Origin of the sequence: Fictibacillus phosphorivorans (assembly GCF_007673525.1) — a bacterium.
In the GTDB taxonomy this organism is placed as follows: domain Bacteria; phylum Bacillota; class Bacilli; order Bacillales; family Fictibacillaceae; genus Fictibacillus; species Fictibacillus phosphorivorans_C.
This window is the reverse complement of sequence record NZ_VDZU01000001.1, coordinates 2,812,812-2,827,033: the sequence shown is the minus strand read 5'-3', so window position 1 is coordinate 2,827,033 and position 14,222 is coordinate 2,812,812. Positions and strand designations below refer to the sequence as shown.

General features: G+C 39.2%; 14 protein-coding genes. 11 read left to right on the top strand and 3 right to left on the bottom strand.

Annotated elements, in window-relative coordinates:
* The first annotated feature begins 9 nt into the window (after positions 1-9).
* The 8 genes from FS458_RS14130 to FS458_RS14095 all read left to right on the top strand — a co-directional run bounded on the left by FS458_RS14130 (position 10) and on the right by FS458_RS14095 (position 8,946).
* Positions 10-1,026 carry a LacI family DNA-binding transcriptional regulator gene (locus FS458_RS14130; RefSeq protein WP_144701517.1) on the top strand — a complete coding sequence of 339 codons (1,017 nt, stop codon included), beginning with the start codon at positions 10-12 and terminating at the stop codon, positions 1,024-1,026.
* Positions 1,027-1,100: 74 nt separating this feature from the next.
* Positions 1,101-3,194 (top strand): amylo-alpha-1,6-glucosidase, encoded by a 2,094-nt coding sequence (locus tag FS458_RS14125; protein WP_144701514.1) that lies wholly within the window; start codon positions 1,101-1,103, stop codon positions 3,192-3,194.
* Positions 3,195-3,235: 41 nt separating this feature from the next.
* Positions 3,236-4,498 carry an ABC transporter substrate-binding protein gene (locus tag FS458_RS14120; protein ID WP_144701511.1) on the top strand — a complete coding sequence of 421 codons (1,263 nt, stop codon included), beginning with the start codon at positions 3,236-3,238 and terminating at the stop codon, positions 4,496-4,498.
* A 31-nt stretch (positions 4,499-4,529) separates the two neighbouring features.
* Complete coding sequence (locus tag FS458_RS14115) at positions 4,530-5,420, top strand: carbohydrate ABC transporter permease (RefSeq protein WP_144703621.1); 891 nt, start codon at positions 4,530-4,532, stop codon at positions 5,418-5,420.
* Positions 5,421-5,432: 12 nt separating this feature from the next.
* Positions 5,433-6,257: a carbohydrate ABC transporter permease gene (locus tag FS458_RS14110; RefSeq protein WP_144701508.1), complete on the top strand. Its 825-nt coding sequence runs from the start codon at positions 5,433-5,435 to the stop codon at positions 6,255-6,257.
* Between the two features lie 158 nt (positions 6,258-6,415).
* Positions 6,416-7,018 (top strand): biotin transporter BioY, encoded by a 603-nt coding sequence (locus FS458_RS14105; RefSeq protein ID WP_144701505.1) that lies wholly within the window; start codon positions 6,416-6,418, stop codon positions 7,016-7,018.
* A gap of 15 nt (positions 7,019-7,033) precedes the next feature.
* Positions 7,034-8,020 carry a biotin synthase BioB gene (bioB, locus tag FS458_RS14100; RefSeq protein ID WP_137790057.1) on the top strand — a complete coding sequence of 329 codons (987 nt, stop codon included), beginning with the start codon at positions 7,034-7,036 and terminating at the stop codon, positions 8,018-8,020.
* 128 nt (positions 8,021-8,148) lie between these two features.
* Positions 8,149-8,946 (top strand): mechanosensitive ion channel family protein, encoded by a 798-nt coding sequence (locus tag FS458_RS14095; RefSeq protein ID WP_144703618.1) that lies wholly within the window; start codon positions 8,149-8,151, stop codon positions 8,944-8,946.
* A gap of 33 nt (positions 8,947-8,979) precedes the next feature.
* Here the strand turns inward: FS458_RS14095 and FS458_RS14090 are convergent, their stop codons facing one another.
* A complete protein-coding gene (locus FS458_RS14090) occupies positions 8,980-10,464 on the bottom strand; it encodes a potassium/proton antiporter (RefSeq protein WP_144701502.1) in 1,485 nt (494 codons plus the stop codon).
* A 257-nt stretch (positions 10,465-10,721) separates the two neighbouring features.
* On the opposite strand from FS458_RS14090, the gene FS458_RS14085 reads away from it, so the two are divergent.
* The gene (locus FS458_RS14085) at positions 10,722-10,886 is read left to right on the top strand and encodes a Fur-regulated basic protein FbpA (RefSeq protein WP_260858642.1); all 165 of its coding nucleotides are present in this window, start codon (positions 10,722-10,724) and stop codon (positions 10,884-10,886) included.
* A 130-nt stretch (positions 10,887-11,016) separates the two neighbouring features.
* On the opposite strand, the gene FS458_RS14080 is transcribed toward FS458_RS14085, so the two are convergent.
* Entirely contained in the window at positions 11,017-12,423 is a 1,407-nt protein-coding gene (locus tag FS458_RS14080) for an alanine/glycine:cation symporter family protein (protein WP_144701499.1), read from the bottom strand.
* 302 nt (positions 12,424-12,725) lie between these two features.
* Here FS458_RS14080 and FS458_RS14075 point away from each other — a divergent pair, with 302 nt between their 5' ends.
* A complete protein-coding gene (locus FS458_RS14075; RefSeq protein ID WP_260858641.1) occupies positions 12,726-13,274 on the top strand; it encodes a class I SAM-dependent methyltransferase in 549 nt (182 codons plus the stop codon).
* A 49-nt stretch (positions 13,275-13,323) separates the two neighbouring features.
* On the opposite strand, the gene FS458_RS14070 is transcribed toward FS458_RS14075, so the two are convergent.
* Positions 13,324-13,677 carry a DUF2512 family protein gene (locus FS458_RS14070; RefSeq protein ID WP_144701496.1) on the bottom strand — a complete coding sequence of 118 codons (354 nt, stop codon included), beginning with the start codon at positions 13,675-13,677 and terminating at the stop codon, positions 13,324-13,326.
* A 226-nt stretch (positions 13,678-13,903) separates the two neighbouring features.
* Between FS458_RS14070 and FS458_RS14065 the strand changes: the two genes are divergently transcribed.
* A complete protein-coding gene (locus FS458_RS14065) occupies positions 13,904-14,140 on the top strand; it encodes a hypothetical protein (RefSeq protein WP_137790051.1) in 237 nt (78 codons plus the stop codon).
* Positions 14,141-14,222 lie beyond the last annotated feature (82 nt).

Here is a 14,222-nt window from a genome sequence, read left to right as displayed (position 1 = left end):
GGATAAAATATGGCTACCATAAGAGATGTTGCAAAAAAAGCAGGAGTATCTGTAACAACCGTTTCCAGAGCGCTGAACGGCTACTCTGATGTAAATGAAAAAACAAGAGAGAAAATAAAAGTGATCGCTCAAGAACTTAATTATAGTCCTAGTTTACTAGCACGAAGTCTCGTAATGAAAAAAACAAAAACCATTGGATTGCTCGTATCTGGACTTCGAATTGAAGGAAGTAAGGATAATTTTACCTTTGAAGTACTTTGCGGCGTAAATGACTGTGCTGGTGAACTAGGATATGAACTAGTCTTGATCAGTACAGATTCTAAAAAACAGCAGGAAAAAACGTATAACCAGTTATGCAAGGAAAGAAAAGTAGAAGGTGTGATCTTACAAGGTATTAAAACGGATGATCCGTACTTAGACGAAGTATTAAAAAGTGATATTCCTTGTATTCTTATTGATATTCCGATTGAAAGTGATTCGGTTGGCTATGTAACAACCAACAATAAAGACGGTGCACAAACAGCGGTAGAACATCTCCTGAATTTAGGTCATAAACATATTGCGATGATTAATGGGCATAGTCAAGCTTTTGTCAGCAGGGAACGGTTAGCTGGCTACGAAGCGGCTTTGATGAAGAATGGTATTCCTTTCAACAAAAGTTATGTTGTAAACGGAGCTTTTTTGGAGGATACAGCAGAACGGGAAACCACCAAACTATTAAAAGCACATCCTGAGATTTCTGCATTGTTTTGTGCAAGTGACCTTATGGCGATGGGGGCAATAAGAGCAGCGAAAAAGATGGGTAAAACACTTCCAAAAGATCTATCTGTTGTTGGATTTGACAACATTATCTTATCTGCTTATTCAACGCCATCATTATCTACGATTGCACAAGATCGGTATAAATTAGGGTTTGAAGCGACAAAACTTCTTACAAATCTGTTGGAAGGAAAAGAAGTAGAAAAGAATAAAGTACTGCAAACGACATTTATAAAAAGAGAATCATCAATTGAAAACCACAAATAGTGGTTTTTACTTAGACTAAGACCGAAAACGTTTCGGATGCGTTTTATACTAATATTATCAGGAGGATTTGTGGTATGAACTATCGTGTAATAAAAGAAAACGATCTATTTTTTTTAACAGATGACAAAGGGAATATTCCTAAAGAGAACGATTATGGACTCGGATTGTATACAAAAGATACCCGGTTTCTTAGCAAGTTCGATATCAAAATAAACGGTCAAGATCCTATTCTTCTATCTTCATCTGCAGATGAGAATTATGAAGCAAAGATCTTGCTGACTAACCCTCACATGGAAGAAGACGGAGAACTCATTCTGTGGAGGGAATCTATTGAGATTGAAAGAAAGCGCTTAATTTATGATGGCGTATTATATGAGACACTACAGCTAAAAAGCTATTATCCGAAACCAGTCAATTTTGAAATAAGTGTTCATGTTGACGCTGATTTTACAGATATGTTCATTATTCGAGGTTTTCAATATGGTGAGATTGGAAAAAGGTCCGGCGAAGAAGTTACAGAAAACTCGTTAACATACTTCTATAAAGGAGCTGACGATGTTGAACGGGCTACAAAAGTACAATGGGATCGAGAGGCAAAGACGGTAAATAAAGATGGTACGATCGCGTTTGATTTTCAATTGAATCACGGTGAGGCAAAGAGTGTAACATTCTCTGTGACACCTGAAATTAACGGAAAGTCAGGAACAGTCATGGATCCTGAGAAAGCACTTCAACTTTTAAAGACTTCTTATACAGATTGGGAAAGAGATACAACAAAAGTACAAACAGACTACCAACCACTTCAAAGACTTGTCGACAGAGGCATTATGGATCTTCGCGTATTGTTAACGGACATTGGACATGGAGCGTTCCCAGTAGCAGGATTACCTTGGTTTGGTGTTCCTTTTGGAAGAGACAGTTTGATCGCAGCGCTTCAGATGCTTGCTTTTAATCCTGAAATAGCAAAAGGTACTTTATTAACCATGGCTTCTCAACAAGGTACGAAAGTAGATCCTTGGCGTGATGAACAACCTGGCAAGATCATGCACGAGATTCGATACGGAGAACTAGCTTCTACAAACCAAGTACCTTTTACACCTTATTACGGAACGATCGATGCAACACCTCTGTTTTTGGTCCTTTTATCTGAATATACAAAATGGACAGGTGATTTATCGTTGGCAGAGCAGCTGAAGTCGAATGTAGATGCAGCACTAAACTGGATCGATGAATATGGTGATCGTGATGGTGATGGATTCGTAGAATATCATCAAGAATCAAGTAAAGGGATCGCGAACCAGGGCTGGAAGGATTCTGGTGATTCGATCGTACATCGAAACGGAAATTATGCAGATACACCGATAGCTCTATCTGAGGTTCAAGGATATGTTTATCAAGCCAAGATCGGTATTGCAGCTATTTTGGATGTACTTGGTAGAGTAGATGAAGCTACTAAACTTCGTCTTGATGCAGAAAAGCTGAAGAAACGGTATGACGAAAAGTTTTGGATGGAAGATCAGGAGTTTCATGCCATTGCATTAGATAAAGATAAACAGCAGGTAGGGACTTTAACGACCAATCCTGGACATGTTCTTTTTGCAGAGATGCTGGATGATCATAAGGCAAGTAAGGTGATAGAAAAACTTGTTTCTCCACAATTTTTCTCAGGTTACGGTATTCGCACGATGGCAGAAGGAGAAGCGGGGTATAACCCGATGAGTTATCACGATGGTAGCATATGGCCGCATGACAACAGTATGATCCTGCTTGGCATGAGTAAAGTAGAACACCAGAGTGATGCAAATACGGTGATCTCTGGATTGATAGCTGCCGCGAGCCACTTTGAATATGACAGACTGCCTGAGCTTTTCTGTGGATATGATTCTAAAACAGGAAGAGCAGTGAAATACCCCGTAGCATGTTCACCTCAAGCTTGGGCTGCAGGGACACCACTAGTCTTCATCCAAACCATTCTTGGATTATTTCCTGATAGTTTAAACAAAGTCATCTATCTCTCTCCAGAACTGTTGAAAGAGATGAAAGAACTAAAAGTTGACCGAATTAAAATTGGAGAAGGACATCTTTCCGTTCATGTTCAACGTGAGGAAGAAGAAACGACCGTAGAGATAAAAGAAAATACGACTGGATATGAAGTGATTCAAAAATAGAATGGTTCGTTCACCTTATGTAGAGAAGGGAGTTTTAGAAGATGAGACATACAAAGTGGCTGTCTGCAATAGGTGTACCTTCGCTGGTTTTAGCAACGGTGTTATCTGGCTGTGGAAATGACAATGGAAAAGAAGAAACTCAATCAGGGAAAACCGAGATTGTTCTGAGTGGTTGGGGTGGAAATCCGACTGAGAAGAAATTGTTAAACGAAGTTCTATCAGATTTTGAAAAAGAACATCCCCACATTGATGTGAAACTGAATACAATTAGTGATCAATACATGGATGTTTTGAAAACACGATTGATCGGTGGAACCGCAGCAGATGTATTCTATCTTGATGCTTTTGAAGCTCCTGCTCTCATTGAGACAGGCGCTGTTGAACCGCTAAATAAGTATGTGACAAAAGAATTTGACCTTGCAGATTTTGAAAAACCGATGCTTGATGCTTTTAAAGAAGGTGAGAAGCTTTACGGTCTGCCAAAGGATTACTCAACACTCGCTCTTTTTTATAACAAGAAAATGTTTAAAGAAGCTGGAATAAAAGAACCTCCAAAGACATGGGAAGAGATGGAGGCTGTCGCAAAAAAACTGACCGATCAAAAGAAACAAGTATACGGACTTGGAATGCTTCCACAGATTGAACGGATGTATTATATGGCAGAATCTCAGGATGGACAGGTCATCACAGATGGTCGAGCCACTTTTGCTGATGATAAAGTCGTGGATGCGATCCAGCCAGTGGTTGATATGCACATAAAAGATAAGACTGCAGCAACACCTTCAGAAGTAGGGGCAGGGCAATCCGCTGGTGAGATGTTCGGACGTGGCAACGCAGCCATGGTAATGGAAGGGAACTGGAACATTCCTTTTTTAGAAGACACGTTTCCAGAGCTTGATTATGGAACGGCAGAACTGCCAACAGTAAACGGTAAAAAAGGGACGATGTCCTTTGCAGTCGGATACGCTATGAATGCAGAATCAGAGCATAAGAAAGAGTCATGGGAACTGATCGAATATCTCACGGGTAAAGAAGGAATGAAGAAATGGACGAGCAAAGGCTTTGCACTTCCAACAAGAAAGTCTGTAGCTACTGAACTAGGTTTTGATCAAGATGAACTTCGCGGTCCACTTGTAAGTGGAGCAGAATATGCAACGGTATGGCAGGATGGTCCAACACTGCCAATCGTGATGAACAATTTCAATAACCAATTTCTGAGTGCTTATTTAGGTGACCGTCCTTTAAAAGAAGCGTTAAAAGATGCAGAGAGACAGGCGAACAGAGAGATAAAAGTAACAGAATAAAGACTTTTGAATCGAGGTGAACCATGTGAAGATGTTATCAAAAAAAGATAGAAGAGAAGCGGGACAAGGGTATCTATTCTTGTTGCCTGCGCTCCTCGTATTAGGCGTGTTTGTAATCGCACCGATACTTTACGCTGTATTTCTTTCTTTTCACAAAGTAGAACTGATCGGCGGTGCGACTTATGAGTTTAGAGGGCTCGATAACTTTATGAAGGTCACATTTGACGATAGAGCAATTATTGCACTGAAGAACACAGCGATCTATGTTGCGATCGTAGTGCCGACTCAGACGTTCCTAGCTCTAGTATTAGCAGCATCATTGAATGCAGGACTCAAAGGGCAGAAGTTCTTTCGCATCGTTTACTTCTTGCCTACTTTAACTTCATCCGCTGTGTTAACACTTATTTTTATGTGGATGTATAACCAGAACGGATTGATTAACTATGTACTAAAGTTCTTAAATCTGCCAACGTATAACTGGATTGGTGATCCAGACGTTGCTCTTATCGCCATCATGATCATGAATATTTGGGCGACGGCACCGTTTTTCATGGTTATTTATCTAGCAGCTCTTCAAGATATTCCAGACAGTCATTATGAAGCAGCTGAACTCGACGGAGCAGGTCCGATTCAAAAGTTTTGGCACATTACGGTTCCAAACTTAAGACCGGTAACATCTTTTGTGGTGATTATGGGTCTGATTGGTACATTCCAGCTTTTCGATCAATCTTATATTTTCTCTGGAGGCTCGGGCGGACCGAACAACTCCACTCTAACTGTCGTTCTCTTAATCTATCAATATGCATTTAAGACACTTGGAACGATGGGTTACGCTACAGCGATTGCTTTCATGCTTGCCATCATCATCTTAGTGGCAACACTTTTACAACGCAAATTTTCAAAAGAAGAATCACTATACTAAGGAGGAGATACCATGAAAAAACGTACGGCTGGAAGAAAAGCTTTGTATGTAATCCTTGTCGTTTACGCGATCATCACCGTCATTCCGTTTTTATGGGCACTGTCTTCTTCCTTTAAAACACTTGGTGAGATCGTAAGTGGGTCGATTAATTTTATCCCGAAAGAATTTACACTTGATAACTATAAACAGATCTTTACGAGAGAGCCCTTATTCGGAAGATGGTTGTTTAATAGTTTGTTCATTGCAACAGTCGGAACGCTATTAAACTTATTGTTCAACTCTATGGCTGGATATGCGCTCGCAAGACTAAGCTTTCCAGGAAAGAAGAGTATTTTCTTAATGATTTTGGCTGTATTGATGATTCCTTTCCAAGTAACGCTCATTCCTAACTTCTTAATACTGAAAGAACTTGGATGGTTGAACTCGTATCAAGGGATGATCATTCCAGGAGCGGTGAACGCGACGTTTATTTTTATGATGAGACAGTTTTTCATCAACTTTCCAAAAGAAGTGGAAGAAGCAGCTGCAATCGATGGGCTTGGGCGCTTCGGTACATTTTTCCGTATCGTTTTGCCACTTGCTAAGCCGGCACTTGCAGCTCAGACAATATTCGTATTCATGGCGTTTTGGAACGATTTCATGAGACCTCTCATCATCTTATCTGATCAAGACATGTTCACTCTGCCACTAGGATTGAACTCATTTAAAGGCCAGTTTATCTCTTTTTGGAACTATATTATGGCCGCATCGATGGTCTTTACATTACCGATTATCGTTCTGTACGCATTCTTTAACCGATACTTTGTAAAAGGAATCAAGTTTACGGGGGATAAATAATTATCTTGAATTAAATAAAAACAGACTAAACCATTCTAGCTTTTAGAATGGTTTAGTCAATATTTATATGTTAACTAAAATATATTTTAAGTTGACGTAATTATGAACCTTCGCTATTCTAAAGCGTATACAGAACTAATATGTGGAGGTTTATGAAGATGACAGCACAAAGAAACGGTTTGAAAACGATTGATATTACGCTAGTTGGTATGTTTGTAGCGCTAATGGCGATTGGTGCAAATATCACAACCATGTTTCCGTTCATGGTGGTTGGTGGGGTGCCAATTACGTTGCAAACCTTTTTCTGTATTCTAGCAGGAGCATTGTTAGGAAGCAGATTAGGAGCAATCTCGATGAGTGTATACGTACTAGTCGGATTAGTCGGAGCACCAGTGTTCGCTCAATTTAAAGGTGGCTTTGCAACAGTGATCAGTCCTACCTTTGGGTTTTTGTTATCGTATATTCTGGTTGCATATCTTACGGGATTAATCATTGAAAAGAATGGTGGAAAAGCTTCATACATTGTAGCAACCCTTGTTGGAACAGCGGTTAACTATATTGTAGGGACAAACCTAATGTTCATGGCATATAAAATGTGGGCAGATGCACCAGAAGGTTTCACGTACTCTATGGCTTGGGCATGGATGATGGTCCCGCTACCTAAAGATATTATTTTAGCGATTTGTGCAGGTATGTTAGCTCCAAGAATTAATTTTGCGCGTAAAAAATCAATTACTCAACGAACAAAACATGCATCATAAAGGAGTGTTGTTGTGATGATCTGGAATGCTCTTGCAAACAAAGTATTGAGTGGAGAACAAATTACGAACGAAGAAGCTCTTGATATCTTAAATTGTCCTGATGAAGATCTGCTATTATTGCTGCATGGGGCTTATCAGATCAGAAAGCATTATTATGGTAATCTCGTAAAACTCAACATGATTATTAATACAAAGTCAGGCGCATGCCCAGAGAACTGTGGATATTGCTCACAGTCTATCGTGTCGACTGCACCCATCGAGACTTATCGAATGATGGATAGTAAAGAGATGGTAAAAGGAGCAGAGGCAGCGTATAACTTAAACGTTGGAACGTATTGCATCGTTGCAAGTGGGCGTGGACCTACTAACCGTGATGTGGATAAAGTTGTTGAAGCTGTAAAAGAGATCAAAGATACATATGGCTTAAAAGTTTGTGCCTGTCTAGGTATATTAAAGCCAGAACAAGCAGAGCGTTTAAAAGAAGCGGGTGTCGACCGATATAATCATAATCTCAACACTTCCGCTCAAAATCACGAAAATATTACAACATCTCATTCATACGATGATCGAGTGAATACGGTAAACATCGTTAAGGAAAGCGGGATCTCTCCTTGTTCAGGAGTTATTGTAGGTATGCGAGAGACGAAACAAGATGTCATAGATATGGCAAGAAGTCTTAATATACTTGACGCAGATTCTATTCCAGTGAACTTCTTGCATGCGATCGATGGTACACCGTTAGAAGGTACAGATGAGCTAGATCCACGCTACTGTTTGAAAGTACTTGCATTATTTCGTTATATTAATCCTACGAAGGAGATTAGAATATCAGGTGGGCGTGAGGTGAATTTAAGAAGTCTTCAGCCACTCGGTCTGTATGCCGCGAACTCCATATTCGTAGGTGACTATCTTACGACGAGAGGACAAGAGTCAACGGCAGATCATAAGATGTTAGAAGATATGGGCTTCAAGATTGATCGTACGCCTGTTATGGCACCATAGTTTTTTGTAAATGATTGAAAAGCCACTCGAAGCTTTGTACAATAAGGAGTATTCTATTGTACATCGTGGGAGTGGTTTTTTTGGAAAAATGGCAAAAGTGGCTGGAAAAAATAAACTGGGCTGAGATTATGCTTGCGGCTGGTTTATGGGCAGTGAAGTTTCTATTGATCATCGTCATGTTCTTGGTGATTCGTTCGATCGGTAGACGTGTGATCAATCGAATGTTTGATAAGGCAGCAACACATAGAAAGATGTCTTCTGGAAGAATTATTACGCTGCAAAAACTTGTAGTCAACCTGTTTTCATACGTATTGATCTTTGTTTTTGCTGGTATCATATTTAAGCAGTTCGGACTTGAAATCGGTACTCTTATAGCAGGGGCAGGGGTAGTTGGACTAGCTATAGGCTTTGGAGCGCAGGGACTCGTAAGTGATGTTGTAACAGGTTTCTTCATTCTTCTTGAAAAGCAGATGGAGGTCGGAGACTATGTTACGATTGGCGGGGTCGATGGAATTGTAGAAGAAGTGGGTCTGAGAACGACTCACATACGAGCATTTGATGGCACATTGAACTATATGCCGAACCGTGAGATCAGTACGATTGCGAACCATACACGGGGTAATATGCGTGCACTTGTTGATATAGGTATTGCCTATGAAGAAAATATAGACAAGGCTCTCGTCATACTACAAGATGCTTGTGACAAAGTAAAAGAAAAGAATCCGAGCATAATGGAAGGGCCGAATGTGTTAGGAGTTCAAATGTTAGGTTCGTCTGATGTGGTAATTCGTATTATTTCTAAGACGATTAATGGAGAACAATGGGCGGTCGAAAGAGAGTTACGTAAAGCTTTAAAAGAAGCTTTGGATGCTAATGGCATCGAGATTCCATACCCTCATCAAGTACATGTAGAAAAAGGTGCATAAGAAAAGCCGGGGAAGAGCTTCCCGGCTTTTTCTTTAATTCTTTTCAATATTTTGTTTGGATAAATAATCCGTTACACTCTTCAGTTTTGTTTTATGTGCCATGATGTAAAGAATATCGTGAGCGTGAATCTCTGTTCTCCCTGTTGGTGTGATCAATTCATCGCCTCGAATCATTGCACTTACAGTAGATTCTTTTGGTAAGGAAATTTCCTCAAGTGTCTGTCCGATAATTTTTGCATGTTCGGGTACAAAAAATTCAACGATTTCGGCATTGGCTTTACCGATTGAAACAAGTTCTAAAACATGTGGAGATGTAGGTTTTTCTTTTTCCGTTAACTTTAATTTCTGAGCTACCCAAGGAATGGTTGATCCTTGTATGAGAGCAGATGTAAGCACAACGAAGAAAACGAGATTAAAGAGCAACTGGCTGTTCTCAACCCCTTCAATGAGTGGGAATGTAGCGAGAACAATAGGAACAGCGCCACGAAGACCAGACCACGAGATAAATAATTTTTCGTTAATTGAGAAAGCAGAAGTTGGCATACTTAGGAAAACACCTATTGGACGTGCGATAACAATGAGTACGAAAGAGATCATCAAGCCTTTCAGCATAATATCGATATGAAACAGCTCACTCGGAAAAACAAGTAAACCTAAGATCGCAAACATTAAAATCTGCATCATCCAAGCGAAACCTTCGTTAAATCGCACGATTGAGTTTCTGTATGTAAGGTGACTATTCCCCATAAACACAGCTGCAACATATACAGCAAGCAGTCCACTTGCTCCAGCAAGCATCGTAATCCCATAGGTTAAGATAGCAAAAGAAAGAGCGAATACGGGATAGAGTCCACTTGATTCAAGTCGTATACGGTTAATGGCATAAACGGCAAGCTTTCCAAAGAAATAGCCAAAAACAGCTCCCATTCCCATCTGCCAAAAGAATGATAGAACAAGTCCTGTAATGGAAGTGGAGTCTTTTGTGAGCAACTCAATAAATGTGATCGTTAAAAATACAGCCATCGGATCATTGGAACCAGATTCTGCTTCAAGCGTCGAAGAAAGCTTCTCTTTCACATTTTTTCCGGCCAAAACAGAGAATACTGCAGCAGCATCCGTAGATCCAACGATCGAACCGAACAGAAATGCTTCTAGCCAATTAACATCCAATAACAATTTAACAGATACCGCGACAACGGCTGTTGTAAGGAATACTCCAAACGTCGCGAGTGACAGTGAAGTGGATAGAACGGGTTTTACGCTAGTCCATTTTGTCTGAAGTCCACCTTCAAATAAAATGATAATAAGAGCAATTACGCCCACTAGTTGACTTACGTGCGGATCATCAAAATAAATAAAATTGAGTCCATCACTTCCTAGGAGCATTCCGATTCCAATAAAAAGTACAAGGGCAGGTACACCAAAGCGTGAAGAGAACTTCGTAGTAACGACGCCTAGTAAGAGTAGAATGGCAAGTAATAGTATAAAATAATCTACGTTTAAACCACCTTCAAACATAACACCTCTCCTTTATCTATCTATGTATATGAGATTGTTTAGCATACAATTTCTACCGAATCTTTTACAGTATCGACGACAATTATTGTCTTGAAACAATTGACAATTTAACCAAAAGCGGGTAACCTTGACGGAAGATAATGGTTATAAAATTACATCACCTTCGTCATTTTTTTACATAAACTATTAATGGAAGTTTTTTCTCCATCATTTCAGGGTAAGTAAAATGTTGAAGAGATTTACAGGAGGGATTGAACGTGTCAGCGGACCATCAAAAAAGAGAAAATTTAATTGCTGATCTATTGTTACATAATATCTATAAGACAGCAGATGGACGTCATTTATACGAGCTTTCTTTGCAGGATCTTGAACAACAATTAAAGAATTTACTTTCCCCGCCTGCAGAGGAAAAAGCAACTTAAAATAGGTTGAGTGATAAATGGTAATATAAAACTGGCTCTCTATGCCAGTTTTTTAATTTGTTCCGTCCATTTTAAACTAACATAAAAGAAAGAAGACTTCACTCAGGAAGTCTTCTTTCTTTCGTTTTATTTATTTCTCTGTTGAAAGATCTTCATCCCAAGCTTCTGTGTTTTTTAGTCCGATACTAGATGGTCGGAAAACGGGATCCTTTCCTTCTTTCTTTTGTTTCAGATAGTCCCCGAGAGCGTCAAAAGCAATTTTTCCAAGCAATGAAATAGCGATTAAGTTGATGATCGCCATAAGTCCCATGAACATGTCTGCTAAACTCCAAACAAAATCAAGAGATGCTATTGCACCGTATCCAACCATTGCGACAACAGCTAATCGGTAGATAAACAACCACGTTTTGTTCGTACTAATAAACTCAATGTTAGACTCACCATAATAATAGTTCCCTACTACGGAACTAAATGCGAACAACATTACGATGATCGCTAGGAATGGGCCACCCCATGATCCAAGCAATGTGTTTAAAGCTTCCTGCGTTAAAATAATTCCATCCGCTTCTTTAGAATCATACATGCCTGATAATAGAATAATAAAGGCGGTAGAAGAACAGATCAAAAGGGTATCAACAAAAACACCTAAAGATTGAATCAATCCTTGCTTAACAGGGTGGCTCACATCTGCTGTAGCAGCTGCATTCGGTGCACTACCCATACCGGCTTCGTTAGAGAATAGACCACGTTTAATACCGTTCATCATCGCTGCGCCCAATGCTCCACCAGCTACTTCTTCTACACCAAAAGCACCTTCGAAGATCATGCTGAAAACGGCAGGAAGTTCTGTAAGATTTGTAACCATTACAAACAGAGCTACAAGGATATAAAGTCCAGCCATAATTGGAACGATGATTTCTGATACTTTGGCGATCCGTTTGATGCCACCAAAAATGATAATTGCAGTTACAACGGCTAAGAAAATACTTACATAAACAGGTTTTATATCAAAAGATTGTCCAAACGCACTTGCAATCGTATTCGATTGAACAGAGTTAAAGGCAAGTCCGAACGTGATTGAAATTAAAATGGCAAAAATAACACCCATCCAGCGAGCATTCAATGCTTTTTCCATGTAATAAGCAGGTCCTCCGCGGAATGCGACCCCATCTCGAACTTTGTAGATCTGAGCTAACGTACTTTCTACGAATGCAGATGCAGAACCGATTAATGCGATCAGCCACATCCAGAATACAGCACCAGGTCCCCCAGCTGTAATGGCAAGTGCTACACCCGCCAAATTACCAGTACCTACACGAGAAGCGGTACTGATACAGAAAGCTTGAAACGAAGAGACGCCTTTCTTATCAGCTCTAGCACCTTCACCCAAAAGCCGGATCATCTCGCCAAACATGCGGAACTGAACAAACTTTGTTCGTACCGTAAAATAAAGTCCTAACCCAATCAACATAACAATTAGGATAAACGACCATAAATATGTGTTAACACTTCCTATGAAATTGTTAATCCAATCCATACATACACCTCATTTAATCTTTTGTCTATCTCAGCTGTACACTATTTTTTAATGTAACAAAACCTTACATATTAATCAATTATAATTTTTTCCACTACCCTTTTTCATGATAGTTAGTTGATGAATGCCTTTTTAGTCTTCGAATAATTTCCTCCACATAAATATTCCCTGAACGATGAAGATACAAACAGAAAAAAATGGGAAAAAGATTTCAAGGTTATCTATTTTCTCACCAACTTTTGGCATCTGAATATACTAGATAAAATTGATTGTAATAATCGGAATTAAAGTAGGTGTTAAGGGTGGATGGCGGAACCCCTTTATTTATACAAAAGTTTTTTCAATCTCCAAAACAAGTCGGAAGTCTTTTTCCAAGCTCTAACAGCTTAGCTAAGAAGATGACAAACCCTCTTTGCTGGGATCATATAGACATCGCTGCTGAATTAGGGGCAGGTACAGGTGTAATCACAAAAGAGATCATTCGCAATTTAAAGCCTGGTTCAGAGCTTTATATCTTTGAAAAAGATGAAGAGATGAGAAAAAAACTTAAACTTCAGTTTTCTAGAAATACGGTCTGTGAAGATGCTCGTTACATCCTAAGTAGCATAGAAAAAGAGGAAGAAACGTTAGATGCAATTTTCTCAGGGCTACCTTTTGCAAATTTTACTCGTGACTTGCAAAGAGAGATTGTTGAGGAAGTATATCGGTCGCTTCGACCAGGTGGAGTATTCGTAGCTTTTCAATATTCTACTCAGATGAAAAAAACATTTCAGGAATTTTTTCGAACTGTCGAAATTGCATTTGTACCGAAAAATTTCCCTCCTGCATTCGTATATACTTGTGAAAAATAGATGAAAACAATAAAAGTGATTCGTTTCAATAAGAACGAATCACTTTTTTTTAGCGATATGAGTGATCCATGTGGTCTGAGATCAAATGCTTATGAACCATTGCTTCCATACAGGTTATCAAGATAGCTACAAGAAGCGAACCCCACAATGAGATAGTTACTCCAGGCAATACAAGCCCTAAGAGATATACGAGTACAAAGCTTGTAGCAAAATCAACTGCCAGTTGTTTGCCATAGGAGATCCGAGGAACCATGATATACTCCAGCAATACACCTAGAGGAGCTAGTATGACAGTAATCCATATAAAAGGTTGAACGAACTCGAAATCCACGCTTCTAAATAAAAAGTTGGCTAAAACAAGTGCGAGTGGAATACCTAAAATTTTTATCATCAAACTTTGCATGTTTCTTTACTCCTGTCCTAAATATGTTTAAAGAGTGATTTAATCAGCTTTTATTTTCTAACAGCTCAATCTTATACAAAAATTTTAATAACAATCCTTTATCAGAATGAACGTTGTAGCGTTGTTTTATACCTATTTTAGAAACTTCTGAATGAAAGTGTCATAAAACATCACGAGAGTGGGTATTACTTCTGTAAGAACGAAATGAACAAGGAGGCTAAGAGAAGTGGAATATTCACTCTATAAAAAGGACGGAAAGTTTCCATGTGATGTTACCGTTGATTATGACAATATGGTCTTTACAGTGCGTGACAGTGATACAACAGGTGAAGTGTTCAACAGTGCGAGTGAAGTTGCTCAATGGATTAAACAGCATTGGTCTGTTGATCAGTTCCAAAGGCCAGATGATTATTATGATTTAATGAAGCACCTCGAGAATTCATTAGAGGATGAAACAGAATAAATACCAACTATCGACCAAGTATTAAGTACTTGGTCTTTCTTCTAGCTCAATATGGAAAAACATGTAATAATGGGTGAAACAA